Origin of the sequence: Sphingomonas qilianensis, from assembly GCF_039614825.1 — a bacterium.
Taxonomy (GTDB): Bacteria; Pseudomonadota; Alphaproteobacteria; order Sphingomonadales; family Sphingomonadaceae; genus Sphingomonas; species Sphingomonas qilianensis.
Map to the genome: position 1 here is coordinate 746,085 of NZ_JBDIMF010000001.1, position 26,028 is coordinate 772,112.

Sequence of the window (26,028 nt, forward strand, 5' to 3'; positions counted from 1 at the left end):
CATGCCTAACCCGCGACGCGCCAACTATCTCCCTCAAACGAGGGCGGCGGAGTGCTTTCGCGTCATCAAGTGGCGGCGCGGCTCGCTCAATAATCCTTCGACACGCGCACATTGGCGCTCTGCCGCCCCAGCGTCGAAATGCTCGACAGCAAAGACAACCAGCGCGTCACCTGGAACTCGATCTGCGTCGCCGAATAGCCCTGCCCGTCGGTCACGATCTCGGCGAACAGCCGGCGCGTGATATATTTCCCCGCCGCCACCGACGTTCCCTGCCCGGTCTGCGGATCGGCCGGGAGAATGCGCAACCGATCCAGCCCCGCCGCGCGCCGCACCGCGTTGATCGGGTTGAGCCCGCCGCTGCCGTTCTGCAACGCCGCCACGGCGGCTGCCAATTGCAGCGCTTCCGGCGCTGACAGATTGGTGATCGACGTGCCGAACAGCAATCGCGAGAGCAATTCGTCCTCGGGCAGCGCCGGCACGCTGGAGAAATTGATCTCCGGCTTCTGCGCGTTGCCGGTCACGCGGATCGTCGCGTTGATCCCGGTCGATCCGGCATTGGCGGCGATATCCAGCGAGGGATTGGCCGGCACCGATCCATCGAACAGGATGATGCCGCGTTCCAGATCGAATTCGCGCCCGGCAAATTCGTAATCACCGCGCACCAGATCGGCGCGGCCTGTGATCACCGGATTTTCCGGCACGCCCCCGATCTTGATGTCGGTCGACCATTCGCTCGAAAGTCCGAGCCCGGTAACGCGCAAATTGTTCGGCGCGCGCGCGCGAATGTCCAGTCGCCACGGCTTGCGCGGCGCATCTTCCTCTTCGCCGCCATACGGCACGTTGATCTCGCGAATGTTGAGCCGCGGCACTGCGCTTGCCGCCGTCGCCCGGCCGAGCCGATAGCTGCTATAATCCAGCGTCACATCACCCGAGATCATCCCGCCCGCCCCGTCCGACGTAAAGCTCAGCGGCCCGGTGACCGAGGCGGCGATATCATCGCGGTTGATCAGTGCTGCATTGCGCGCCTGCATCCGCAGATCGATGCCGAAGCCATTTGCCGCGGAGAGATCGAACAGGCCGGTGCCGGAAACCTTGCCTTTGCCGGCGTCGGCGGTGAACGTGGCGAGCCGCAACCGTGATCCGGCGAATTGCCCGCTCGCCTGCACGTTGGTCAGCACCGAACCGGTAACCGCGCTTTCGATCCTGGCGCCGCTCGCGCGCACCACACCGCGGATCTGCGGATTGTTCGCGCGCCCGCCGACATCGGCGGCGATCGCCACCGGCCCCGTCAGGTCGAACAGTTCGATCCCGGTCAACCGCCACAACGTATCCGCCGGGCCGCTGTAGCGCAGTTGCCCGAACACCGCGGCGGTGCTCAGCCGGCTGGCGAGATCGCCGCTGCCGAGCGGCATCAGCCGCGCCTGCGCCCGCCCGACCGTCCGCCCGCCGCTCGCCATCACCGCGCGGGCCACCGCCTTGTCAGCCTGCAGCACCGCGGCAATGCCGACGTCGATCGGCTGCGATGACAGCACCAGCCCGGAGCGCGTCAACCCGCGCACCGTCATGTCGACCCGCCCGGTCGGGGCCTGATCCTGTCCTTGCGCGAACGACAGCTTGCCCGATGCGGTGCCACCCAGCCCCAGCCCGGGATATCCGATGTCGAGGATCGCCAGCGGCATGCGTGACACGCTGGCGTCGATCGCGCTCGACGTGCCGGTAAAGCGTCCGCCCACTTGCGCCTCGCCACCAGCAAAGCTCAACTTGGTTGGCGCGAGGCGCCAGCCATCGCCATCGCGCGCAAATACCGCGGGGGTCAGCAGCTTGAGCGGTCGGCGATCCAGCGTTCCCTGCGCTGAAACGCTGTAGCTATCCGGCGTCACCTCGGTGACCGACTGGATATCGAAGGCGCGGCCGCGCGAGCCGGCGATCGACGCGGTGATCTTGCCCGCCCCGCCGCGCAACGACGCCGTGCCGGCAAAACGCCCGATCGTTAGCGCGCCGCGGCGCAGGCCAAAGCCCGTGGCGGTCGCCTCGATCGACGTGCCGGCAGGATCGAGCAGCGCCACCATATCGACCCGCCCACGCCGCAGCGTCACCCCATCGAGCCGCGCATTGGCCAGCGCCAGATGCGCCTCGATGCGCTGCACGTCCGCCACCGGGCGGAACAGCAATTCGCCGGTCAGCCCGCCACCGGCCACCGCCAGCCGCCCGTCGAACCCACCATCCACCACCGTCAGCGCGCCATTGGCCGTCGTGCCACTGACGTCGAGCCGCGCGATATCGATCGTCGCGGCGCCACCGCGCGGCAGCAGGATCTGTCCGTTGCCGCTGAACGGTCCGAGCCGCGATCCGCCCTGTGCGGTGAACGCGAAGCCGGTGGCATCCGGATCGAGATGCGCGATCACGTTGCTCAGGCCCAACGTATCATTCGGCCGCTCGAACACCAGATCGAGCGTCGGCCGATCGATCTTGCCATCCAGCTTGAGCGTCAGCGGCCCATATGTCGCCTGCCGCCCGCTGCCCTCGAAATGGAACGTGCCATCGCGCCGGCGATAGCCGTTGCCGGTGATGCGGATGTCGGGTGCGGTCAGCACCAGCCCCCGCAAATGCAGGATGCCGTCGGGCGTCCGCTCCAGCCCGGTGGCGATGCGCGGCAGCCCGCCGGCCTGCGAGCGGAAAAAGGCGTTGTCGAGCCGCACCATCTGCGCCGTGCCCGTGCCGATCACGCGCGTGCCCTTGCCGTTCGGGCCAGGCACCACCTGCAGCTTGCTCGTCACGTCGACGATGCCGAGCCCTGGGATCAGATAGCGCCCGAGCGCGCCGTTGAGGCCCACCTCGTAACGCCCGGTCTTCAGATCGAGGATCAGGTTGATCCGCCCGGTCAATTTGTCCGAGCGCAAGCGCAGATCGCTGCCGAGCAATGTGTCGGCCGTGATCTTGAGCACGCCCTCCACGCTCAGATTCCGCAGGATGCCCCCCGCGACATCCCCTACCCCGGTGACGCGCGCGGCCACGAGCCGGATCGGCATGCTGATCGGCGCCTTGGAAAAGCGCCCCTTGCCGGCCGCGCGCACTTGCTCGAACCCGGTCTGGTCGAACGCCGCGCGCTGCGCCGTCAGCCGATAATCGAATGCGGCGGTGGCAAAAGCCCCGTCGAGGATCGCGCGCAATTCGACCCCGCGCCCGGTCATATTGGGGAATAACGCCGCCGGTTTCAGCAACCGCGCGATAATGCGCACGTTGCGAAACGCGTTCTGCCCGAGATCGATCACGCCGGTCGTATCCACCGCCAACGCAGCCGAGCGCAGCTTGAGCCCACCCTCAAGCCGTCGATTGCCAAAGCTCGCGGCCCCATCCACTGACACGCGGGGGCTGGTAAGCCGCATCAGCTTGCCCTTGGTGAACGGCGCCGGCGTTAGCGTGCCCGCCAGCGTATAGCTCCCGCTCTTGTTGCCCAGCCGCAGATCGAGCGCGCGCACATCGCCGATATCGCCCGTTGCGCTTCCGCTCCACGCGCTCCACCGCCCGTTGCCGGTCACGTCGAGCGCGATCGGCCGTTTCAATCCCGACAGCGCCGCTATCACGCCATCCGCGGTGCCCCGCGCCCGGATCATCGCGCCGAAGCGGTCGCGGTCGGGCTCGACGTCGAGCTTCACGGCCAGCGTATCACTGCCCTGCACTAACGCGGCCAGATCGATCATCGCACGGCCCGCGCGAATGTCGGCGCGCCCGCGCAGCCGTGCCGTGCGCACCTTGCCGGTGGTGCCGATCGTCAGCCGATCGACGCGCAACTCGCCGATCGCGATATCGAAGCTGGGCAGGATCGGCGCCTTGCGTCCGGTCGTGATGGTCTCGGGCGAGCGCAGGAACGTGGCCTGCGGGATAATAAGCCGGCGGATATCCAGCGTGTTGTGAATCCAGGCGAACGGGTTCCACCCGAGCTCCGCGCGCGGCGCTGCAAACACCAGCCCGCGCGGATCACTGATGCGCACATCGACCAGTACCGCGTTCGCGTAAATCGAGCCGTCGATCCGCCCGACGCTATAGCGCAAGCCATTGGACGGACGCTGCGCGGCGATCTGATTGGCGATCCAGCGATGCCCGATGCTGGTATCGAGCACGAACAGCACCGCCGCCAGCACGGCGACGATGCCCACCCCCGCCAGCACCAGCCACCGCCACCATGGCCGCCGCCGGACAACGGGCACCGCATCATCGCTCAAAACGCCTGCCCCAGTGACACGTACACCGCGATCCGCGCATCGCCCGGCTGCGGGTTGATCGGCGTGCCGACATCGACACGGATCGGCCCGAAATTGGAGTAATAACGCACGCCAAGCCCGGTGCCGAAGCGGAACTGGCTGAACTTGGGCAAAGGCGAGGTGTAGATATTCCCGCCATCCAGGAACGGCACGATGCCGAAATTGCCGAACGCCTTGATCCGCGCCTCGATCGCGAATTCGGTCAGGCTGCGCCCGCCGATCGGATCATTATTGGGATCGCGCGGCCCGATCGCCTGATAGCTATAACCACGCACCGAGGCGCCGCCGCCCGCATAGAAGCGCCGCGACGGCGCGACCGCATCGCGCGGCGCGCCGACAATCGTGCCCAGCCGCACACGCCCGGCCACCACCACGCTGTCCCCGATCGATTGATACCCGCTCGTATCCATCTGCACGCGCGTATAGCCAAACACCTGCCCCTGCAGCGACAGTTCGGGGGACAGCCGCCAGCTCAGCCGGAAGCCGCGTGTCGGATTGAGCAGATCGTCCGAGCCGTCATAGCTGAGGCTGGTCGGCAACGCGCCGATGAAAAAGGTGCGCCGCCGCGGCGCGCCGGTCGAGACGATCACGTCGCGCTCGTCGGAGGCGGTCAGTTCGCCGCCCAGCGACCAGGTCCACGTCTTCTGGAAGAAAATGTTGGTCTGCCGCTCCAGCGACCCCTGCAGCGAGAATGTCGTTGCCTGATAGGCGTCGCGATTGAGGTTGGAGCCCACCGCCTGCACCGTCAGCACGCGATCGCGCGCGTGAAAATTATTGCGGCGAAACACCACGCTGCCCAATTGCTCGCGCGTGCCCAGCACGCCGCGCACGGTCAGCCCGCCTTCGGGCGGGAACAGGTTGCGGTGCGTCCAGCTCAGCTCGGCGCGCGCACCTTCGCCCGTGCCATAGCCAAGTTCCGCCGCCACGGTGCGCGGCGGCGCCGGCTCCAGCGTTACCGCCAGATCGACCCGCCCGGGAAGCTCGCCCTCGACCGGCTTGAGATCGATCGTCGACACGAGCCCCGTCTGGATCACGGCACGGCGCAAATCGGCGACCGCAGAATCGGTATAGACGTCGCCCGGCCGGAAGCGGGCGATATCCTGCATATGCGCGGCATCGAACACCTTGTTAGGCGGGCTGGTAATCTGCCCGAAGCGTCGCGCACCGCCCGGATCGATCTTGAGATCGAGCGTCGCGGTGCGCGTCGCGCGATCAATCACGATTTCGGGTTCGCCGACCGTCGCAAAGGGGAAGCCCTCTTCCCCGATCTTGGTGCGCAATGCCGCCTGCCCGGCGACGATCGTGTCGGCATTCACGGCGTCGTCGGGCTTTACGCCGAACGCGCTTTGCAGCCCGGCGCTTTTCTCCCCCGCGGCCGCCAGCCCGTCCAGCGTTACGCCGGCAAAGGTATAGCGCGCGCCGGGGTCCGCCTCCAGCGTCACCACCGGACGTCCGTTTTGCGGCGCGATCCGCGTGGTCACGCGCGCATCATAATAGCCTTCCGCGCGCAGCAGCCCGGTCAGCAATTCGGCATCTTCACGCCCGCGCCGGTCGAGCTGCGCGGCGTTGGCCGGCGCCCCCTGGTTGGTCTTGAGCGTCGAGAGCTCGTCGAAGCGCTGGCGCAGCAGCGGCGTGGCCACCGCCTCGATCCCCTCCACGGCCACCGTATAGCGCACGTCGCCCGCCACCTCGGCCTGCGCGGTCGGATCAACCGGCTCGGCGGGCAAGGCGGACAGATCGGGCCAATCGACCCCAAGATCGGGTAGCGCCGCCAACGGCGCATTAGGATCGAGCGCGGTGAGATCCGGGGCGTCCTGCTCCGACGGCAACGAGGCAGCACCCTGCTGCGCTCGCGCGGGAGTCGTGCTGACAAGAAAGAGTGCGGCGGTGCAGCACATCGCACCACGCCGCCCGACCAAAGCGAACATATCTGCCGTCCTAGCGGCATCGCCGCGCTCGCAACAGGGCCGGCCCCGGCGAATTTATGCAAAAGGGCGCTAAAATCGTGGGGTTGATCGCAAGTCGATATCCACAATGGGATTATGTCGCGCGCGATCGATCGGCGTGTCCAAATTTGCGCAGCCCCGCTGGCGCCACCGTCATCGACATGCCAAGACGCGCCATGACCTCTCCTCCCCGCAACGTTGGGCCAAATTCGATGGCCGGTGGCTTCCTGATCGCGGCAGGCGCGATCCTCGGCGCGGGCGTGGGCGTCTTTGTGCAGCAACCGACAGCGGGGTTGCTCATCGGCGCGGCGACCGGCGCCGGCATGGCCATCGCCATCTGGTTGATCGATCGGCGGCGATAGCGCGGTGCTAGCGTAGCGATCGCGACAACCACACCACCTTCCCCACGATTTCCACTTCTGCCGCCGGTCGTGGCCCGATCGCCGGAAAATCAGGATTATCACTGAGGATCGTCATGCGATCCCCCGCCCGCGTGACGCGCTTTACCATCAGTACGCCATCCAGCCGGATCACATAGATGCCGCCCCGTGCGCCTACGCGCGTGTCCGCTTCATCGACCATGATCTGGTCGCCATGCTCGATCAGCGGGCGCATCGAATCGCCGTGCGCATCGATCATCGCCAACCGGGTGGAGCGGATTCCCAGCCGCTCGAGCATCCCGCGATCGAACGGTAACGTCGCCGCCGCGTGCTCCGCATCGACCAGCCGCCCAGGACCCGCCGACGCCGCAACATCGAGCAGCCGGACACCGATGACTGGCGCGGGCGGCACCGGCGCCGCCCCGCCCAGCACCGCGTCGTCCACGCCGAAATAACGCGCCAGCAGTTTGCGATCGCGCTCCGCCAACAATCGGGGCGTACCGCGCTTCACGAACTGCTGCAGATAAGCGTCGTTACGCTGCAGCATGCGCGACAGCGCCGCATAGCTTTCCCCGCGCTCCTGCACGAGCCGATCCAACACCGGCCTTGGGTCACCGATTTCCATCAATACATCTTAGCCATAGGAAATTTCCTAGACAAGTTGGAAATTGGAGAACAGATCAAGAACATGTTCAAGACTCGGAGGGTAGGATGACACTTATGAGCGAGATCGACCGCTATCTGCGCGCTACACGGATGGCGGAAACGAAGTTTGGTCGGCTGGCAGCGAACGATCCGCGGCTGGTGCGCGATTTGCGCAACGGACGCGAGGCGGGTCGGCGGATGCGTACGCGGATCGCCGCGTTTATCGCGGGGAGCCTGCCGCAATGAGCCGCGGCCCCGATGCCGGCGCACTGCTGGTGCGCGCGCTTTATCGCGATTCGTGCTGCGCCGGCTGCCCACTCGAAATCATCGAAGCCGATTGGGTCCGCTGGGCCAGCGTGACGTTCACCGGCGCGCGTCACAGGATGCAGTGGACCGGCCATGCCTCGCCGGCGCTCGATGCATGGCTAGCCGCCTTGCCGCGCGCCGATCTGCCGATTCGCGGCCATCTGCTCGCCGATATCACGGTCGCGGGGCTCACCCATCGCGCCGATAGTGTGAAGATCGAGATCGAGGCGCTGACGCTCGAACAGTAGTGGCAGGCGCGCGCTAAGCGTTGCTGGCCAGACGCCGTAAAATCGCGAGCGATTCCTGTAGTCGCTGATCGTGCGCCGACAGCGGCATCGCTGGCGCGCGGTTGCTGACGCCCTTTTCAAGCCGATCGAGCAGCGCCTGAATGCTCGGCGGCTCCTCTGCGCCGTTCGCGTCCGACGGCGTTTCGGAAGACGTCGCCGTCGGGCGCACCATCGGCGTCAACTCGAATGTCTCGAACCGCTCAGGATCGGCGCTATCCGGCAGCAACGCATCGTCGTTACTGATATAATCCGGCGTCAAGCCAAACGGATTGAAAGATGGCGCATTTCCCTCGCCCGGTGGCGAGCCATAGGCCGTCGGCACGTCGAGATCGACCGGGATGGCGCGTTCATTTGCCGCCGCGCCAGGCGTTGCGAGCGCCCAAAGCCCCGCGTCTGCCATGACATGCGCGGGCGCCCGGATATCGAGAAATGGCGTGCCCAGATCCTGCGTGGCAAACAGCGGGCGTCGCACCGGGGCGTCCGGATGCGCATCGGCACGGCGCAACACCGGCACGTCAAACGGCGCATCACGCGGGCCACGAAGCGAGATCGTTCGGCCGCCGATCAGCACATAGAAGGTGAACCACGTGAGCAGCCCAATCCCCCCGCCGCCCATCACGGTCAGCGCCGCACGCGCCGATGGGCCGAGCGGCCCCGCCGCTACAGGCGCCAGCGCCGCAATGCCGTTCGCAAGCACAAGGCTGCTCAGCGTGTCCCCCGGCAGCACAGCGATCACGATAGCGGACACCACTGCCAGCACACCGGCAATCAGCGCGGCGAGCGGGACGGTGAAGCGATGACTGTTGCGCGCGACCATGGTTGTCAAATGCAGTAGCATCGGTGAGTTTTTGGTAAATGGGTGCGTAACCCGCGACATCGGCGCCAATCACCCGTGCGTTGGGCAAACGCCCCCCTCGCAAACCATCAGCCCGCGCCGGGCGTAAGACCAATCGGCGCAGCCCAATAGCCCCGCCCCCGGAACGAACCCCGCCCCCCGCGCATTTCTCAGGCCTATGAGCGTCAGGATCATCTACCATGACGATGCCGAGGCCGGCATCACCCGCAAGAAGACGAAGCACGGTTGGGGCTATTTCCACGCCGATGGCACGCGGATCACCGATCGCGACGAGATTGATCGTTTGAACGCGATCGGCCTGCCCCCCGCCTATCGCGACGCCTGGTTCTGTCCCAAGCCCAACGGGCATATCCAGGCGGTCGGCTGGGACGAAAAGGGCCGCAAGCAATATCGCTACCACCTGGGTTTCCGCGAAAAGCAGGAAAGCGCCAAATACGATAAATGCGCCCCGTTCGGTCGCGCGCTGCCCAAGCTGCGCGCGCGCGTCGACGCGGATCTGAAACGCACCGGGCTCGGCAAGGCGGAGGCAGTCGCCGCCATCGTGCGCCTGCTCGATCTCGGCCATGTCCGCATCGGCAATGAAGGGTACGTCAAAGAGAATGAAAGCTACGGCGCGACCACGCTGCGCAAGCAGCACGCCAAGCTGCGCGGGCAGACGCTGAAGCTGCAATACAAGGCCAAGTCGGGCAAGATGCGCATGCTGACGATCACCGATCGCTCGCTCAGCCGCTTCGTCAAGAAATGCTCCGATCTCGATTGCCAGCATCTGTTTAGCTGGGTCGATGCGGCCGGCGGTACGCACCCGGTCACCTCCTCCGACGTCAACGATTACATCCGCGAGGCGACGGGCGGCGAATTCACCGCTAAGCATTTCCGCACCTGGAGCGCGAGCGTCATCGCCTATGAAACGCTGATCACCGCCGAACACGATCTGACCCTCAAGCAGGTGCTTGAGCCGGTGACCGAAGCGCTTGGCAATACCCCCGCCATCGCGCGAAAATCCTATGTCCATCCGGCGCTGCTGACATTGGTGAAAAAGGGCCAGAGCACGTTTCGCACAAAAGCCAAATTGCCGCGACAGACGCAGTATCTGTCACGCGCCGAACGCGGGCTGATCGCATTTCTCGAACCCGTTAAGCCTTCCCAGCGCGCCACGGCCGCCTAAGGTATTTTCATGACGACCAATAACAGCGCTGCCGCGGCGGGACCGATCATCCCCCAAGCGGAGATCGACACCCAAGTGCAAACGCTGATCAGCAGCAGCTATGTCTGGTTCCAGACCCATTGGTTGCAGATCATCATCGCCGCCGCCATCGGCACGGGCATCTTCCTGGCGCTGCACGCGGCCCGCAGGCTTGGCGAAAAACTATGTCGCCACGATGCGGGCGCGACCGGCTGGGGCACGATCTTCGGCAGGGCAATCGCCAAGACCGGCAATTTCTTCATCATCATGGTCGCGGTGCGGCTGGTCGAGGGCTATTCCGGCGCCCCTTCCCAAGTGGCCGCAACAATCAATTTTCTGTTCACCGTGGCGGCCGTGTTTCAGGCCGCCATCTGGGCGCGCGAAATCATCCTCGGCGCGGTGCGCCATCGCACTGAATCGGAGAATTATTCGGGTGAGGCGCTGGGCAGCGCAATGGGCATCATCCGCCTGCTCGTCACCTTCGCGCTGTTCGCGATCGCGCTGGTCGTGGTGCTCGACAATCTCGGCGTCAACGTCACCGGGCTGGTGGCGGGGCTGGGCGTGGGAGGCATCGCCATCGGCCTCGCGGCGCAGGGCATCTTCGCCGATCTGTTCGCCGCGTTGGCGATCATCTTCGATCGCCCGTTCCGCCGCGGCGATGTGGTCAGCTATGACACCAGCGGCGGCACGGTCGAGGCAATCGGGCTGAAATCCACCCGCATTCGCGCGGTTACCGGCGAAGAACGGATCATCTCGAACAAGAACCTGCTCGACAAGGAAATCCTCAACAACACGCGGCGCGAATATCGCCGGATCAAATTCACCTTGGGCCTCGTGCAGTGGACGCCGATGGAGAAGATGGAAGCGTTGCCGGGGATGCTTCAGGAAGTTGTCGAGAGTTGCGGGCAGACCTTCGTCCGCGCCGGGTTCATGCAGTTCGGCACCAGCAGCTATGATTTCGATCTGGAATTCGATTCGATGGACGCCGCCTTTGCGCCGTTTTTCGAAGCGCGCCACAAAGTCGGGCTGGCGATCATCAAGCGATTCAACGCAGAAGGCATCGAACTCGCTTATCCAACGCAGACCGAGTTCACCGCCGCGCCCGAAGGCGGCATGGTCTTGCCCTATGCCGAAGCGGCGCCTCCCGCCAGGCCAGCCCACGACCCTGCCGAGCCGGCACCGCAGGACGCAAGCAACTCGGTCGAGAATCATCCCGGGTTCGAGGGCAGCAGCGAAAACTGATTTTGCCTGCAAAGCGATCGGCCGCCTCGTTCCGGCAACTTTCGAACGTGCGGTCTGCACTGCCGACGCTACGGTATTGGCGATCTTCCTGTTCCGGGTTGGTCAGCCACTTGCGTCGCCGCCCGGCCGGTGTCATTTGCCGCCATACATTCAGCAATGAAGGACCGCGCGTGGCAACGATCAGCGTACAGGAGATGGCCGGCCGAGTCGGGACCGAGACGGTGTCCGACTGGGTCGAGGTGAGCCAGGACATGATCGACAAGTTTGCCGATGCGACGGGCGATCACCAGTTCATCCATATCGATCCAGCGCGGGCCGCGCTGACCCCGTTCGGCGGCACCATCGCGCACGGCTTCCTCACGTTATCGCTGATGCCGCTATTGGCCTCGAAGATCGTCGATCCGGTGGTGGTCGAGGGGATCAAGATGGGGGTTAATTACGGCGGAAACAAAGTCCGTTTCTTGACGCCTGTCCGTTCCGGCAAGCGCGTCCGCGGGCGGTTCAAGCTGCTGGACTTTGCCGAGAAGCGCCCAGGCCAGTGGCAGCAGACCAACGAGTTTACGGTCGAGATCGAAGGCGAAGACAAGCCGGCGATGATCGCCGAATGGATCAGCCAGATCTTCGTTTGATTGCAGAGTATTGGCCTCAGCCTTCGCTGGGGTGACGAATAGAGAGGACCTTCCATGCGTTCAGCCGTCATCGTCTCCACCGCGCGCACCGCCATCGGCCGCGCCTATCGCGGCGCCTTCAACAACACCCCTGCCCCCACGCTTGCCAGCCATGCGATCAAGGCCGCCGTCGAGCGCGCCGGCATCGACGGCGCCGAGGTGGATGACGTGGTGTTCGGCTGCGCGCTGCAGCAGGGCCATCAGGCCGGCAATATCGCGCGCACGTCGCTGCTGCGCGCCGGGCTGCCCGTCACCGTCGCCGGCATGTCGGTGGATCGCCAGTGCGCTTCCGGGCTGATGGCCATCGCCACCGCGGCCAAGCAGATCATCACCGATCATATGGATATCACCATCGGTGGCGGCGTCGAGAGCATCAGCCTGGTGCAGACGCCGCAGATGCGCGTCGCGCCCGATCCCGAGCTGATCGCCATGCACCGCGATGTCTATATGCCGATGCTGCAGACCGCCGAAGTCGTCGCCAAGCGCTATGGCATCAGCCGCGACGCGATGGACGAATATGCGCTGCAATCGCAGCAGCGCACCGCCGCCGCGCAAGCCGCGGGCTATTATGACCAGGAAATCGTGCCCGTCACCGCCAACATGGCGATCGTCAACAAGGAGACGAAGGAGGTCACCTATAAGGAAATCACCATCGCCAAGGACGAGGGCAACCGCGCCGACACGACGCTGGAGGGCCTGAAGGGGCTGAAGCCAGTGATGGGCCCCGATTTCACGATCACCGCGGGCAATGCGTCGCAGCTTTCCGATGGATCGTCGGCGTCGGTGCTGATGGAAGAGGCGATCGCGTCGAAGCGCGGCCTGCAACCCCTCGGGCGCTACATCGGCATGGCGGTCGGCGGCACCGAGCCGGACGAAATGGGTATCGGCCCGGTCGTGGCGATCCCCAAGCTGTTGCAGCGCTTCGGCCTGAAGATGGACGATATCGGCCTGTGGGAATTGAACGAAGCTTTCGCCGTGCAGGTGCTGTATTGCCGCGACAAGCTCGGCATTCCCGATGAGCTGCTCAACGTCTCGGGCGGCGCGATCTCGATCGGCCATCCCTATGGCATGACCGGCGCCCGCGCGACCGGCCACGCGCTGATCGAAGGCAAGCGCCGCGGCGCCAAACATGTCGTCGTCACGATGTGCATCGGCGGTGGCCAAGGCGCGGCGGGGCTGTTCGAGGTGCTGTAGACGATCTTGAATTTTGAGCTTTAATACGATAAGTGAAGATCAGGCGAAGTCATAGGCGCCTTTCTGAGAGCCCCGATCGTTGCAGCGATCGGGGCTCTACTCGTTTGGGGCTCAGCTTGCAGGCCGAGCCCCGCCCGTGCACCTTAATCCTTACGTGTTACTTCAATGATCTTTACGACCAAGGTCGCAAAGGCAAAGAGTGCACCCAGGATCAGGCACAGATCGGCAACCGTCATAGGTTATCCTTTCTGGTCGACGGCCAAATTGCCGCCGACGGAATGATAACCTGATACTTGATAAAGCCACTATTAAGTTGCTGTTGACCGATGCGGTCAACGGACGCTTTGGCGCACCCGCTTGCTGCGCGTGGCGGCATGATATTCGACGCGTTGAAACAACAGATCGAGATCTTCACGGCTGACGTCGAACGTTTCGCCGAGATCCGCCAACGCCAGGTCAACATCTTCCGGGTGCGGTATCGTATCGGCGGCTGGCAACCGCTGTCCGCCCGCTATAGCGCGGTGCGGATAGCTGTGCCCCGTCACCCGATGCAGTAGCATGCCGAGCAGCGCGAGCGTTGCCGCGTTCAGCCCCACAGGCACGATGGCAAACCAATATCCCATCGATACCACGCCGGCCCCGCCCAGCACGGCAAGCAAGGCCGCCGCGCCGCCCGGTGGATGCAACGAGCGGGTCAATGACATGACCAGGATGGCAGCGGCAACGGCCAGGCCCGCCGCGAGCGCCGTGTTCGGCACCAGCCCGGCGATCGTGATCCCGACCAACGCCGACAAAATGTTACCGCCTACCACCGGCCAGGGCTGCGCCAGCGGGCTAGTCGGCACGGCAAAGATCAGCACGGCCGACGCCCCCATCGGCGCGACAAGCAACGCCGCCGTGCGGGGATCGATGATCCGCGCACTGCACCATGCGGTCAAGGCGATGCCGATCAGCGCTGCGGCACAGGCGAGGATCCGGTCGCGCAGCGTGGCCCCGGCCAGGATAGGGGCGAAAAATGCGGTTTTCATGGCCGCGCCATGCCGCCTCCGGCCGCATCATGCCATGAGGAAACCCTTTGCCCGCTGAACGTTATCCTTCCGACCCTATCAGGAGATACGACATGGCCGATACGCACGACATCAAGCAGACGCTGTGGGACAAGATGGCCGACAGCCCCTTTGTGATGGTCGGCCTGACCGATACGCATCAGCATAGCGAGCCGCTCACCGCGCAGCTCGACAAGGATTTGGTGGACACGTTGTTCTTCTTTGTCGGCAAGGATAATCGGCTGATCGGCGGCGGCGCGGCGATGGCGCAGTTCGTGTCCAAGGGACATGATTTCTTCGCCTGCCTGTCCGGCACGATCAGCGAGAGCAACGATGCGCTGATGATCGACAAGCTGTGGAATAATCAGGTCGAGGCCTGGTTTCCCGGCGGCAAGAGCGACCCCAATCTGGCGCTGATCCGCATGGACATCGACAGCGCGGAACTGTGGGAAACCGATATTTCGCTCACCGGGCGGCTCAAGATGCTGGTCGGCGGCACGATCAAGCCGAGCGAGTCCGGCAGCCATGCCAAAGTGAGCACGACGGCAGCGTAATCCCCGCCACCCCATACCGTCACCCCAGCGAAAGCTGGGGTCTCACGCGCCGGGCGTCACGACCGCCGTTCAGAGACCCCAGCGTGCGCTGGGGTGACGTTTATGGGGAGCCGCGCTCAGGCGTTCGCCGCCATCCACTCTTCGACCACCGGCGCGATGCGATCGCGCCATTTGCTGCCGTTGAAGATGCCGTAATGCCCCGCGCCCTCGGCCATGTAATAGCGCTTCTTCGCCTCCGGCAGCCCGGTCGCGATGGTCAGTGCCGCCCTGGTTTGCCCCAGGCCGGAAATATCGTCCTTCTCGCCCTCGATCGCGAGGATGCCGACATCCTTGATCGCCGTCGGATCGATCGTCCGCCCGCGATGCTGCATGATGCCGCGCGGCAGGGCATGATCCTGAAACACCACGTCGATCGTCTGCAGATAGAATTCCGCGGTCATGTCGCAGACCGAGCGATATTCTTCGTAGAAATCCTTCGAGGCATCGGCGCTTTCGCCATCGCCCTGCACGAGATGCTTGAACATCTCGTAATGCGAATTGAGGTGATTGCCGAGGTTCATCGACATGAAGCCGGCCAGTTGCAGAAACCCGGGATATACCTTGCGCCCGGCGCCGGGATAATTGGCCGGGATCGTCGCGATCACATTCTGCTCGAACCAGGCATGCGGCCGCTCCGTCGCCAGCGTATTCACCGCGGTGGGTGCTTCGCGCGTATCGACCGGCCCGCCCATCATGGTCAGCGTCTTGGGGCGATAGGGATGCTGGTCCGCGCTCATCAGGCACGTCGCGGCGTAACACGGTACCGAAGGCTGACACACCGCCAGCATATGCGCGCGCTCGCCATCCCCAGACCGCCCGATCACATCGAGGAATTCGGTGATGTAATCGATGTAATCATCGAGGTCGAAGGAGCCGTCACTGAGCGGCACCAGCTTCGCATCGCGCCAATCGGTGATGTACACATCCGCCACCGGCAGCATCCGCTCGACCGTACCGCGCAGCAGAGTGGCGTAATGGCCCGACATCGGCGCGACGATCAGCAGCTTGGGCTCGCCAGCCACGCCGGCGCGCTTGAAACGCTTCAATTGCCCAAACGGTTTGCGCACCACGATCTCTTCGGCGACCGGCACCTGCTGGCCCGCGATCGTGGTGACATCCAGCCCGAACGCCGGCTTGCCGCGCGGCGCTGCGGCGTGCGCAAAGACCTCCAGCGCCGATGCCATCACCGTACCGCCGCCCATATAGGAGAAGGGATTGGCCGGATTGTTCAGCCAGCCGGCGCCAAAATCCGCCATCGCGCTTGCGCCGGCCAGCAGCGACTTTTGCATCTCATAGGCATTGTACAGCATGGCATACCCGATGTTGGAAAAATGGATTTCTTCGCAGTTGCGGCATAAACCGAGCAAGGCCCGCTGGCAATGCGCGCCGCCACGTGCCTGGCCCGTTGAGGGACGGCACTCGGCCTGCTAGTCGTGCGCGCCATGTCCGACACTCCACCAGGCCCCGCGCCCCTCGCCGATCCCGCGCCCAAGCGTCGCCTCGGCGATCTCGCCCTGGTGTGGCATCATGCCAAGAAATACCCCCGCCAGATCGGCATCGCCTGGCTCGCGCTGCTGACCACCTCGGCGGCGACGATCGGCATCCCCTATGGCTTCAAGCGGGTGATCGATCGCGGCTTTGGCCCGGGCGCGGGCGACGGGGTCGATACCTCGTTCCACTACCTGCTGATGATCGTCGTGATCCTGGCGCTGGCCACCGCGGTGCGCTTCTATTACGTTTCCTGGCTGGGCGAGCGCGTCGTGGCCGATATCCGCACCTCGGTGCAGGCGCATCTGCTCACACTGACGCCACGCTTCTTCGAGCAGAACCGCCCGTCCGAAATCGCCTCGCGGCTGACGTCGGACACCACGCTGATCGAGCAGGTCGTCGGCACCACCGTGTCGGTCGCGTTGCGCAACGTGTTTACCGGCATCGGCGGGCTGATCTATCTCTTCGCCATCTCGCCCAAGCTCGCCGGCATGCTGATGCTCGGCATCCCGGTCATCATCCTGCCGATGGCGTTGCTTGGCCGGCGCGTGCGCACGCAGTCGCGCCAGTCGCAGGATCGTGTCGCCGATGTCGGCTCGATCGCCACCGAGACGCTGGGGGCGATGAAGATCGTCCAGGCGTTCGGGCAGGAACGCCGCGAGGCCAAGCGTTTTTCCGATGCCGTCGCCGCCACCTTCGCCGCCGCGCGCCGCCGCATCGCGCTCCGCGCGGTGATGACCGCGATCGTCATCGGGCTGATCTTCGGCTCGATCACGCTCGTCCTGTGGGAAGGCGCGGTGGACGTGGCGGCGGGGCGGATCAGCGGCGGATCGATCGCCGCCTTCGTGCTGACCGGCGGGATCGTCGCCGGCGCGTTCGGCGCGCTGATGGAAGTTTACGGCGATCTGCTGCGCGGCGCGGGTGCTGCCGGGCGGCTGGCCGAATTGCTCCACGAACGCCCCGAGATCGCCCCGCCGGCGCACCCCGTCGCGCTCCCCGTCCCGCCGCGCGGCGCCTTGACCTTCGATGCCGTCGAGTTCCGTTACCCGACCCGGCTCGACACCGCCGCCTTGCACGATTTCTCGCTCGATATCGCGCCGGGCGATACCGTCGCGGTGGTCGGCCCGTCGGGCGCGGGCAAGACCACGCTGTTCCAGCTGATCCAGCGCTTCTACGATCCGGCCAGCGGCGAGGTCCGCCTGGATGGCGTGCCGCTGCGCGACGCGGATCCCGCCGAGATCCGCCGCCGCATCGCCATGGTGCCGCAGGAAACGGTGATCTTCGGCGCCAGCGCGCGCGACAATCTGCGCTATGGCAAATGGGAGGCGAGCGACGACGAACTCTGGGCCGCGGCCGAGGCCGCCAACGCGGCAGAATTTCTGCGCAAGCTGCCCGAGGGGCTCGATACGTTTCTCGGCGAAGGCGGCGCGCGATTGTCCGGTGGCCAGCGCCAGCGCGTTGCCATTGCCCGCGCGCTGCTGCGCGACGCACCGATCCTGCTGCTCGACGAAGCGACCAGCGCGCTCGATGCGGAAAGCGAACAGCTCGTCCAGCAGGCGCTCGAACGCCTCATGCAGCACCGCACCACCCTGGTCATCGCGCACCGCCTCGCCACCGTGCGCGCGGCCAAGCGCATCATCGTCATGAATGAAGGCCGCATCGTCGAAAGCGGCAACCATGCCGAGCTGATCGGGCAGAACGGCCTCTACGCCCGCCTCGCCAGCCTGCAGTTCAGCGAGGCGGCGTAACTGCTCCCCTCCCGCTTGCGGGAGGGGCTGGGGGAGGGCATGTTGCCGCCACCGCGCAGGAGTGAGGCAGGCCCTCCCCCGACCCCTCCCGCAAGCGGGAGGGGAGATTTGATGCAAGACTTCGACATCATCGTCTATGGCGCCACCGGCTTCACCGGCCGCCTCGTCGCCGACTATCTGCGCAGCCACAACACCCCACGCTGGGCGATGGCCGGGCGCTCGCTGACCAAACTGCAGCAAGTCCGCGACGAGATCGGCGCGCCCGCCGACACGCCGCTGATCGTTGCCGACAGCGACGATCCCGCCAGCCTCACCGCGCTGTGCGAACGCACCAGGGTCGTGCTCACCACGGTTGGCCCCTATCAGCTCTACGGCAACGATCTCGTCGCCGCCTGCGCCGCCACCGGCACTGCTTATGTCGATCTGTGCGGCGAGCCGGCCTGGATGCGCCACATGATCGACGCGCATCACGCGGCAGCCAGGCGCAGTGGTGCCCGCATCGTGTTCAGCTGCGGCTTCGATTCCATTCCGTTCGATCTCGGCGTCCTGACGCTGCAGGAAGCGGCGAAGGCCAAATTCGGCCAGCCGATGCGCCACGTGAAGGGCCGCGTGCGGAAAATGCAGGGCGGCGCGTCGGGCGGCACGGTCGCCAGCCTCAAGGCGTCGATGGCTGCCGCCGCGCGCGATCCGAGCATTCTCGGCCTGCTGGTCAATCCCTTTGCGCTGACCCCGGGTTTCGACGGCCCGAGCCAGCCCAAGGGGCTGCTGCCCGAATATGACAGTGCGCTCGGCGCGTGGGTCGCGCCGTTCATCATGGCGCCGATCAACACCAAGAACGTCCACCGCACCAATTTCCTGCTCGATCAGGCGTATGGCGCGGATTTCGTCTATGAGGAGATGATGGTCGCGCCCGGCCTCGGCGAGATGGGCCGCGCCGCCGCGGACGCCATTGCCAGGATGAACCCGTTCTCCGGCGACAAAGGCCCCAAGCCTGGCGAAGGGCCGAGCAGGGAGGAACGCGAGAATGGTTTTTACGATCTGCTGTTCATCGGCGAGATGCCCGATGGCACGCGGCTCGATGCGGTGGTCACCGGCGACCGCGATCCCGGTTACGGCTCGACCAGCCGGATGATCGCCGAGGCGGCTTTGTGCCTGGTGCACGATGTCGAGGGCGCCAATGACAAGGGGGGCGGCATCTGGACCCCGGGCGCGCTGATGGGCGCGCCGCTGCGCGAGCGGTTGATCGCGCGCGCGGGGCTGACGTTCACGGCTGAATGACAGCCATAAGCCCCTCCCCTTCAGGGGAGGGGTTGGGGTGGGGGCGTGCCCCAAATGCGACGTGGGATTCTCGGAGAGCCCCCACCCCTTCCCCCTCCCCTAAAGGGGAGGGGCTTATTCCAGCTTTACCGCTTCTTGCCCTGATGCCGGATATTGGCCGGCCGCCCGCGGCGCTTGATCACGCGCGCCGGTGCCACATCCCGCTCGACACGCTCGGCCTTGCCATCCACCATCTCGAAACGCAGCCCGCCCGAGACCGGATTGGCCTCCGCCAGCCGCAGCTGCAGCCGTTGCCCGCTGGCAAAGGTCGTGCCCGAATGCTCGCCGACCAGCGTCCGCGCCGCTTCGTCGAAGCGGAAATATTCGCCGCCGATATCGCGCACCGGCATCAGCCCGTCGCCACCGATCCCCTCCACCGTGGCGAAGAAGCCGAAATTGGTCACGCCGGTGATCCGCGCATCCACCACATCGCCGACGCGCTCGGCGAGGAACGCCGCAACATAACGATCGATCGTGTCGCGCTCGGCCTCCATGGCGCGGCGCTCCAGCGCGGAAATGCCCTCGCCGATCCGCTCCATCCCCTCGGCCTCGCCCTGCGTCAGCCCGCCCGGGCCAAGCTTGAACGCCGACACCAGCGAGCGATGCACGATCAGATCGGCATAACGCCGGATGGGCGAGGTGAAATGCCCGTAACTGCCCAGCGCCAGCCCGAAATGCCCATGGTTCATCGGGCCATAATAGGCCTGCGTCTGCGTGCGCAGCACCTGTTCCATGATCTGCGGGCGGAAATCCGCCTCGCCGACGCGATCGAGGATATGATTGAACGTCCGCGGCTGGATCACCTGCCCCAGCGCGAACTCGATCCCGAAGGTCTTGAGATAGTCTTTCAGCGCGACCAGCTTCTCGCGGCTCGGCGGCTCGTGCACGCGGTACATCACCGGCGCCTTCTTGCCCTCGAGCGCCTTGGCCGCGGCGACGTTGGCGGCGATCATGTAATCCTCGATCAGCCGCATCGAATCGAGCCGCTCGCGCGGGCTCACCGACATGATCCGGCCCTTCTCGTCGAGCACCACGCGGCGCTCGGGCAGATCGAGATCGAGCGGGCCACGCTTCTCGCGCGCTTTATACAGCGCGTGCCAGCAGTCCCACAGGGGCTGGAGGAGCGGGAGCAAATCAAGCCCCTCCCCTTCAGGGGAGGGGTTGGGGTGGGGGCTATCCACAAGCGTAGGCTCTTGAGGCACGCCCCCACCCCCAACCCCTCCCCTGAAGGGGAGGGGCTTTTCGGCGGCATCGATCGCCGCCTGCGCATCCTCATAAGCGATGTTCGCCGCCAGCCGCACCACGGCGCGCGTGAAGCGCCAGCTTTTCAGCTCGCCATTCTTGCCCACGCGCAGATGGCAGGCGAGCGCCGCGCGATCGACGCCCTCCTTCAGCGAACATACCTCCGCCGACAGTATCTCCGGCAGCATCGGCACCACCCGATCGGGAAAATAGACCGAATTGCCGCGCTTGCGCGCCTCGCGATCGAGCTCCGATCCGGGCCGCACATAGAAACTCACATCGGCGATCGCGACAATCGCCTTCCACCCGCCCTCGTTCGCCGGATCATCATCAGGCGCGGCCCACACCGCATCGTCGTGATCGCGCGCATCGGCAGGGTCGATCGCCACGATCGGCACATCGCGCAGATCCTCCCGGTCATCACCCAACGGCTGCTGCGCCATCCGCTCCGCCTCGGCCACGGCCTCGGGCGAAAACACCGTCGGGATGCCCAGCTTGTGGATCGCGATCAGCGAGAAGCTGCGCGGCGCGAAGGGATCGCCCAGTATTTCGGTGACGCGCACGGTGATGCGCGGCGGTCGCCCGCCTTTTTCCGCCAGCACGAGATCGCCGGGTTGCGCCTCGCCCGCATCCGCCACCAGATATTCGCTGCGATCGCGCTTCTCGACGCCGGTCAGCCACAATTTGCCGCCCTCCTGGCGCAGCACGCCGAGCACCAGTTCCTCGCCCTTGGCGAGCTGCTTCATCGGGTGCGCAATCCAGCCGGCGCCAGCCTCCTCGGTGCGCGCGAGGATGCGATCGCCGATGCCCAGCGCGCCTCGCCGGCCCTTTTCGCGCACGCGCAATTTGGGCGGCGGCGTCTCGGCATGCCAGTTCTCGGGCACGGCCCAGATATTGCCGCCATCATCGACGTCGGCGATGCGCAGCACGGTGACGCGCGGTACGCCGCCCATCTTGTGGAAGGCGCGCGCGCCGGCGCCGTCGATCAGGCCTTCATCGGCCATGTCTTTGAGCAAAGATTTGAGCCCGATCTTCTCCTGCGCGGTGAGGCCGAAGGCCTTGGCGATCTCGCGCTTGCCCGCCGGCGTGGTGGAAGTCGCGATGAAGTCGAGGATCTGCTCGCGCGTTGGCAAGCCGGTGGATTTTTTGGGCATGAAACGAATGTAGGGGTTCAGCCCGCCGCCGTCACCTCATTCGCGTGCGCCACCTGCCGCCGCCGGAGCATCACGCCGCCGCGCCAGTAATGGAAGATCGCCCAGGGCGTCGCCGCCGTTACCGTGACCAGCGCCCAGCGCAGCGATTCCGCCTTTCCGGTCAACGGCACCAGCGCATCGCTGAGCACGCCGATCAGCGTCGGCCCCAGCCCCAGCCCAATCAGGTTGATCACCAGCAGCGTGATCGCCGCCCACATCGCGCGCATGCGCAACGGGGCCAGCCCCTGCAGCATCGCAAAGGTCGGCCCGAGATAGGAATTGGCGAACAGCATGTTGAGCGCATAGGCGCCGATCGCGATCGCCGGCACGTCGGTGAGGAAGAAGATCAGCGTGAACGGCAAAGCCGCACATTTGAGCAGCCCGACCATCCAGCTTTGCGCATGGATGCCCCAGCGCTTCGCCGCCCAATCCGCCACGCGCCCGCCGCCGACCCCCGATACCGTGCCCAGGATCGCCGCGATCGGCGCGATGACCAGCGCAACCTGCCCGACGCTGAAGCCCAGGGAGCGCTGCAGATAGCTTGGCCCCCAGCTCGTCGTGGCGTAGCCGATCAGCGACGTCAGCGTGACGGCGAGCACCAGATGCCGCGCCGCCGCATCGCGCCACATATCGCGGAAGGCGGACCAGATCGTCGGCATATCGCCTTGCTCCGCCGCGCGCGCCGCATCGGACAGGCCACGCCGCGGCTCGACGACGAACAGCCGCACGACCACCGCCAGCAAAATGCCCGGAATGCCCACCGCAATGATCGCCACGCGCCAGCCATATTGGCTCGCCAGCCACCCGCCGATCATCGTGCCAAAGCCGCCGCCCAGCACGACGCCGAGCGAATAAATCGCCATCGCGCTGGCGCGTTTTTCGACCGGATACAGATCGGCGATGATCGAATGCGAGGGCGGGCTGGATCCCGCCTCCCCCACGCCGACGCCGATCCGCGCGAGCAGCAATTGCGTGTAATTCTGCGCCAGTCCGCACAGCGCGGTCATCAGGCTCCACAGCGCCAGCGACACCGCGATGATGTTGCGTCGATTGGCCCGGTCGGCAAAGCGCGCCACCGGAATGCCGAGGCCAGCATAGAAGATGGCGAAGGCAAAGCCCGCCAGCAGCCCGAGTTGCGTATCCGACAGCTTGAGATCGGCCTTGATCAGCTCGAGCAGGATGGCGAGGATCTGGCGATCCATATAGCTGAAGAAATAGGTCAGCGTGAGCAGGGCCAGCGTCAGCGTGCGCCGTTTGAGCGCGAGCGCATCGGCGATTTCGGGATGCGTGGCGGCCAGGGTCATGCGGCGTCCTCACCAAAAATTACCCCCCGCCCGGACCATGCCGGGCGGGGGGCTGTCAGTCATTACGATATGGCACAGCGCCGGTAACGTTTTGTTGCTGCTCAGAATTTGCCGCGCAGCGTGACGCCGTAGGTGCGTGGTTCGGCCAGGAATTGCGAGAATAGCTGGCGCCCGCCGGGATATTGCGGATCCTGGAACGCGGCGGTCGCAGCGCCCTCCTGGAACGGCGAGTTGAACGCGACCTGGGCATAATTCTTGTTGAAGATGTTCTGCCCCCACAATTCGATCGCCCAGCGCTGATCCTCGCCGCGCAGCCCGATGCGTGCATTGACCAGCACGAAGCTGTCCTGCTCCTTCTGCGGGAACAGATCGGAGCCGGTGTTATAATCGCTCGACAGTCGCGTATCGACGTAGAACAGCCCGGAAAGCCCGCTGCTCCCGATCGGCGGCGTCCACGCTGCCGACCCCGTCACGACGATTTCCGGCGCGTTGGACAGATTGTCCCCGGGCAGCTTGCGCAACGCCTGGTTGAGCGCCGCGCCGGCATTGTTGCCAACCAGCTGGTCGCGATATTTGGTTGAGGCATAGGTCATGCCGGCCGAGACGCGGAAGTCGCGCGCCGGCACCATCGTCGCCTCGAGCTCGACGCCCTGCGACACCACGCCGTAGCCGACATTGTCCGCGGCGCACGCGCCTGTCGTATTGGCGGGGTTGGTATTGGCGGCTGTCGGCGCGACATAGTTGGGTGCGGCGGCAAACTTGTTCTGATCGCGATCGCCGCCGTTCAGATTATCCGAACAGCCATTGACGTTCTGGACGATGAATACCGTGCCGTCATAGGTGTTGAGCTGGAAGCTGGTGAATTCCTGGCGGAAACCGGCAACCGACAAGCTGAACGGCCCGGTGGCATATTTGGCGCCGATTTCGAACGCATTGACCTTTTCCGGCTCGAACTGGAGACTGTTCACCAGCGCCTGCGCGCCGCCCAATGCGGCGAACGTGGTGGTCGGCGCGCCGCCCGGCGTCCGCGAATCTTCGATCGGGAATTTCAGCGCCGAGCGATCGAAATTGAACCCGCCCGCCTTATAGCCGCGCGAATAGCTGCCATAGAGCAACAGATCATCGATCGGCTTCCACGAGAGGATCGCGGTGCCGGTGAACTCGTCCTCATGGCGCTTGTCCGAGATGCTGACGCCATTCAGTTCGGCGGTGGAATTGCCCTGGCAGCCCAGCCCGATCAGTGCCCTGGCCAGCGCCCGCCCCGTGGCGTTGGTGCCGACCAGATCGTCGGTCAGCGTATTTTGCAGCGTCACACAGCCGGTATTGTCGTTGCCGAACGTCGCGCCGAAACGCTTGCGTTCGTCGGTGTAGCGCAGCCCCAGCGTCAGATCGACCGTATCGGTGACATGGAAGATATTGTGCGTGAAGGCGGCAAAGCTGCGGCTGCTCTGGCGATAACGATCGACCGTCGAGCCGACATTGTTGATCCCGTCGAGCGTCAGGAAGCCGTTGCGGATATCGGCGCCAAACGATCCCAGGGTGGCGAGGCCGACGCCCGGCGCGACGCAGCCCGGGCTGGTCGGTGAATAGAGGCCGGCAAGCCCGCCCCCCGAGATGATCCGGCAGGTGGCGAAGCGCCCATATTGGCTGCCGAAGCGAAGATTGCTTTTGCCGCGATATTGTTCGTCCGAATAAAACCCGCCGATCAACCAATCGAGCTTGTCGTCGAACGCGCTGCCCTGCAGCCGCAATTCCTGCGTGAAGGTCTTGAAGGCGCGGCGGTTGTTGCCGTCGGCGGCGTTATAGAGAATGTCGACCGAGCTGTAATCGGTGTCCGATCCCTGATCGTTATAATAGCTGCGATAGGCGGTGATCGAGGTGAGATTGACGTCGCCGAACGACCAATCGAGCTGGCCGGACACGCCCCAGTCCTGCGTCGTCCCGTCATAGCCGCGCCCCCGCGAGATCGACACATCGCGCGAATAGCCGCGGTTGAACGCGCCCAGATCCTGCCCCAGATCACGCAGCACGTTGACGATGTTGTTGCCACCGGGAAGCCCCGTGGTCAGCGGCGCCGCCGGGGTGTTCAGATTGCCGATGTTCGGATTGACGCTCGGCCCGACATAGGTCGCCGCGCAGCAGGCTTCCTTGCGCTTGCTGTAATCGCCGATCAGCCGGAAGCTGACATCGCTGGTGGGCTGGAACAGCAATTGCCCGCGCACGAAATAGCGATCGCGATCGTTGACGCGCGTATCGTTGGTGGCGTCGCGGTAAAAGCCGTCACGCTTCACGTAGACGCCGTCGATGCGCGCCGCGAGCTTCTCGCTGATCGGCCCGGTGACCCCGCCGGCCAGCCGCACGAAATCGTAATTGCCATACGTCGCCTCGCCATTGGCGCCGAATTCGAACGACGGCCGGCGGCTGACGATGCTGATCAGGCCGGCGGAGGAATTGCGCCCGCCCAGCGTGCCCTGTGGCCCGCGCAGCACTTCGATACGGTCGATCTCGCCCAGTTCGTTGAGCCCGATGCCCGAACGCGAGCGATAGACGCCGTCGATGAACACCACCACCGAGCTTTCGAGGCCCGGATTGTCGCCCACCGTGCCGATGCCGCGGATGCGCGGGCTGCCATTGGCTTCCGAGCCGGTGGAGGAGACGAGCAGTGACGGCGCCAGCTGATTGAGCTGGCGGATGTCGTTGGCGCCCGAATTCTGCAGCGATTCAGCGGTCACGGCGGAAATCGCCACCGGCACATCGGCCAGCGCCTGCGCGCGGCCCTGCGCGGTCACGATGATGTCGCTGATCTGGTCGTCGGCTTGCGGCGCGGCGGCGGCTTCGGATGGGGCGCCGGTGGCGGCATCGCTCTGCTGCGCCGCTGCCGGCGTGGCCAAACCAAGTGCGAGAACGGTTAGGGCACACGCCGACAGATACTGCTTGTTGAGCATCATTCTCTCCTGCTCGGTCAGCACTTTATAGCGCCGTACCTTATCCTCGAAATGACAGGATCACCCGGCGCTCGTCAAGCACTCATGTGCCACTTAATGACACGAAAGTTGCTGCTGTTGCCGAAAAGTCATAGTGCAAAGACCCGGGCCGGCCAGAACGCGTTTTCGAAACGGATGTTTTGG

General features: G+C 65.4%; 19 protein-coding genes. 10 read left to right on the forward strand and 9 right to left on the reverse strand.

The features are described from left to right. Positions 1 to 86 precede the first annotated feature (86 nt). Both ABC969_RS03605 and ABC969_RS03610 read right to left on the reverse strand, forming a co-directional pair. The gene (locus tag ABC969_RS03605) at positions 87 to 4,223 is read right to left on the reverse strand and encodes a translocation/assembly module TamB domain-containing protein (RefSeq protein WP_345863012.1); all 4,137 of its coding nucleotides are present in this window, start codon (positions 4,221 to 4,223) and stop codon (positions 87 to 89) included. Then, positions 4,220 to 6,190 carry an autotransporter assembly complex protein TamA gene (locus ABC969_RS03610; RefSeq protein ID WP_345863013.1) on the reverse strand — a complete coding sequence of 657 codons (1,971 nt, stop codon included), beginning with the start codon at positions 6,188 to 6,190 and terminating at the stop codon, positions 4,220 to 4,222. The genes ABC969_RS03605 and ABC969_RS03610 overlap by 4 nt, the downstream gene beginning before the upstream one ends. 194 nt (positions 6,191 to 6,384) lie before the next feature. Between ABC969_RS03610 and ABC969_RS03615 the strand changes: the two genes are divergently transcribed. After that, complete coding sequence (locus ABC969_RS03615; protein ID WP_345863014.1) at positions 6,385 to 6,570, forward strand: hypothetical protein; 186 nt, start codon at positions 6,385 to 6,387, stop codon at positions 6,568 to 6,570. 7 nt (positions 6,571 to 6,577) lie between these two features. Here the strand turns inward: ABC969_RS03615 and ABC969_RS03620 are convergent, their stop codons facing one another. Beyond that, the gene (locus ABC969_RS03620; protein ID WP_345863017.1) at positions 6,578 to 7,213 is read right to left on the reverse strand and encodes a S24 family peptidase; all 636 of its coding nucleotides are present in this window, start codon (positions 7,211 to 7,213) and stop codon (positions 6,578 to 6,580) included. A 95-nt stretch (positions 7,214 to 7,308) separates the two neighbouring features. On the opposite strand from ABC969_RS03620, the gene ABC969_RS03625 reads away from it, so the two are divergent. Then, complete coding sequence (locus ABC969_RS03625; protein WP_380808679.1) at positions 7,309 to 7,479, forward strand: hypothetical protein; 171 nt, start codon at positions 7,309 to 7,311, stop codon at positions 7,477 to 7,479. Continuing rightward, entirely contained in the window at positions 7,476 to 7,787 is a 312-nt protein-coding gene (locus tag ABC969_RS03630) for a hypothetical protein (RefSeq protein WP_345863021.1), read from the forward strand. Before ABC969_RS03625 ends, ABC969_RS03630 begins: the two co-directional genes overlap by 4 nt. Positions 7,788 to 7,800: 13 nt before the next feature. Here ABC969_RS03630 and ABC969_RS03635 read toward each other — a convergent pair whose 3' ends face one another. After that, positions 7,801 to 8,652 carry a hypothetical protein gene (locus ABC969_RS03635; RefSeq protein ID WP_345863023.1) on the reverse strand — a complete coding sequence of 284 codons (852 nt, stop codon included), beginning with the start codon at positions 8,650 to 8,652 and terminating at the stop codon, positions 7,801 to 7,803. A gap of 187 nt (positions 8,653 to 8,839) precedes the next feature. Here ABC969_RS03635 and ABC969_RS03640 point away from each other — a divergent pair, with 187 nt between their 5' ends. The 4 genes from ABC969_RS03640 (at position 8,840) to ABC969_RS03655 (ending at position 12,969) form a co-directional block, all read left to right on the forward strand. After that, positions 8,840 to 9,847, forward strand: a complete 1,008-nt coding sequence (locus tag ABC969_RS03640; protein WP_345863026.1) for a DNA topoisomerase IB — start codon at positions 8,840 to 8,842, stop codon at positions 9,845 to 9,847. Between the two features lie 9 nt (positions 9,848 to 9,856). Then, entirely contained in the window at positions 9,857 to 11,107 is a 1,251-nt protein-coding gene (locus ABC969_RS03645) for a mechanosensitive ion channel family protein (protein WP_345863028.1), read from the forward strand. A gap of 194 nt (positions 11,108 to 11,301) precedes the next feature. Next, the gene (locus ABC969_RS03650) at positions 11,302 to 11,736 is read left to right on the forward strand and encodes a MaoC family dehydratase (protein ID WP_345863811.1); all 435 of its coding nucleotides are present in this window, start codon (positions 11,302 to 11,304) and stop codon (positions 11,734 to 11,736) included. 54 nt (positions 11,737 to 11,790) lie between these two features. After that, positions 11,791 to 12,969 carry an acetyl-CoA C-acyltransferase gene (locus ABC969_RS03655; protein WP_345863031.1) on the forward strand — a complete coding sequence of 393 codons (1,179 nt, stop codon included), beginning with the start codon at positions 11,791 to 11,793 and terminating at the stop codon, positions 12,967 to 12,969. A gap of 332 nt (positions 12,970 to 13,301) precedes the next feature. On the opposite strand, the gene ABC969_RS03660 is transcribed toward ABC969_RS03655, so the two are convergent. After that, complete coding sequence (locus tag ABC969_RS03660; protein WP_345863033.1) at positions 13,302 to 13,997, reverse strand: HPP family protein; 696 nt, start codon at positions 13,995 to 13,997, stop codon at positions 13,302 to 13,304. Between the two features lie 92 nt (positions 13,998 to 14,089). On the opposite strand from ABC969_RS03660, the gene ABC969_RS03665 reads away from it, so the two are divergent. Further along, the gene (locus ABC969_RS03665) at positions 14,090 to 14,569 is read left to right on the forward strand and encodes a pyridoxamine 5'-phosphate oxidase family protein (protein ID WP_345863035.1); all 480 of its coding nucleotides are present in this window, start codon (positions 14,090 to 14,092) and stop codon (positions 14,567 to 14,569) included. A 116-nt stretch (positions 14,570 to 14,685) separates the two neighbouring features. On the opposite strand, the gene ABC969_RS03670 is transcribed toward ABC969_RS03665, so the two are convergent. Continuing rightward, positions 14,686 to 15,918: a polyhydroxyalkanoate depolymerase gene (locus ABC969_RS03670; RefSeq protein WP_345863037.1), complete on the reverse strand. Its 1,233-nt coding sequence runs from the start codon at positions 15,916 to 15,918 to the stop codon at positions 14,686 to 14,688. A 132-nt stretch (positions 15,919 to 16,050) separates the two neighbouring features. On the opposite strand from ABC969_RS03670, the gene ABC969_RS03675 reads away from it, so the two are divergent. Beyond that, positions 16,051 to 17,844, forward strand: a complete 1,794-nt coding sequence (locus ABC969_RS03675; protein ID WP_345863039.1) for an ABC transporter transmembrane domain-containing protein — start codon at positions 16,051 to 16,053, stop codon at positions 17,842 to 17,844. Positions 17,845 to 17,955: 111 nt separating this feature from the next. Beyond that, positions 17,956 to 19,122: a saccharopine dehydrogenase family protein gene (locus ABC969_RS03680; protein WP_345863040.1), complete on the forward strand. Its 1,167-nt coding sequence runs from the start codon at positions 17,956 to 17,958 to the stop codon at positions 19,120 to 19,122. A 125-nt stretch (positions 19,123 to 19,247) separates the two neighbouring features. Here ABC969_RS03680 and ABC969_RS03685 read toward each other — a convergent pair whose 3' ends face one another. The 3 genes from ABC969_RS03685 to ABC969_RS03695 form a co-directional block, all read right to left on the reverse strand. Beyond that, a complete protein-coding gene (locus ABC969_RS03685) occupies positions 19,248 to 21,557 on the reverse strand; it encodes a ribonuclease R family protein (protein WP_345863041.1) in 2,310 nt (769 codons plus the stop codon). A gap of 17 nt (positions 21,558 to 21,574) precedes the next feature. Beyond that, positions 21,575 to 22,900: a spinster family MFS transporter gene (locus tag ABC969_RS03690; RefSeq protein WP_345863043.1), complete on the reverse strand. Its 1,326-nt coding sequence runs from the start codon at positions 22,898 to 22,900 to the stop codon at positions 21,575 to 21,577. A 101-nt stretch (positions 22,901 to 23,001) separates the two neighbouring features. Beyond that, a complete protein-coding gene (locus ABC969_RS03695; RefSeq protein WP_345863044.1) occupies positions 23,002 to 25,845 on the reverse strand; it encodes a TonB-dependent receptor in 2,844 nt (947 codons plus the stop codon). Positions 25,846 to 26,028: the final 183 nt, after the last annotated feature.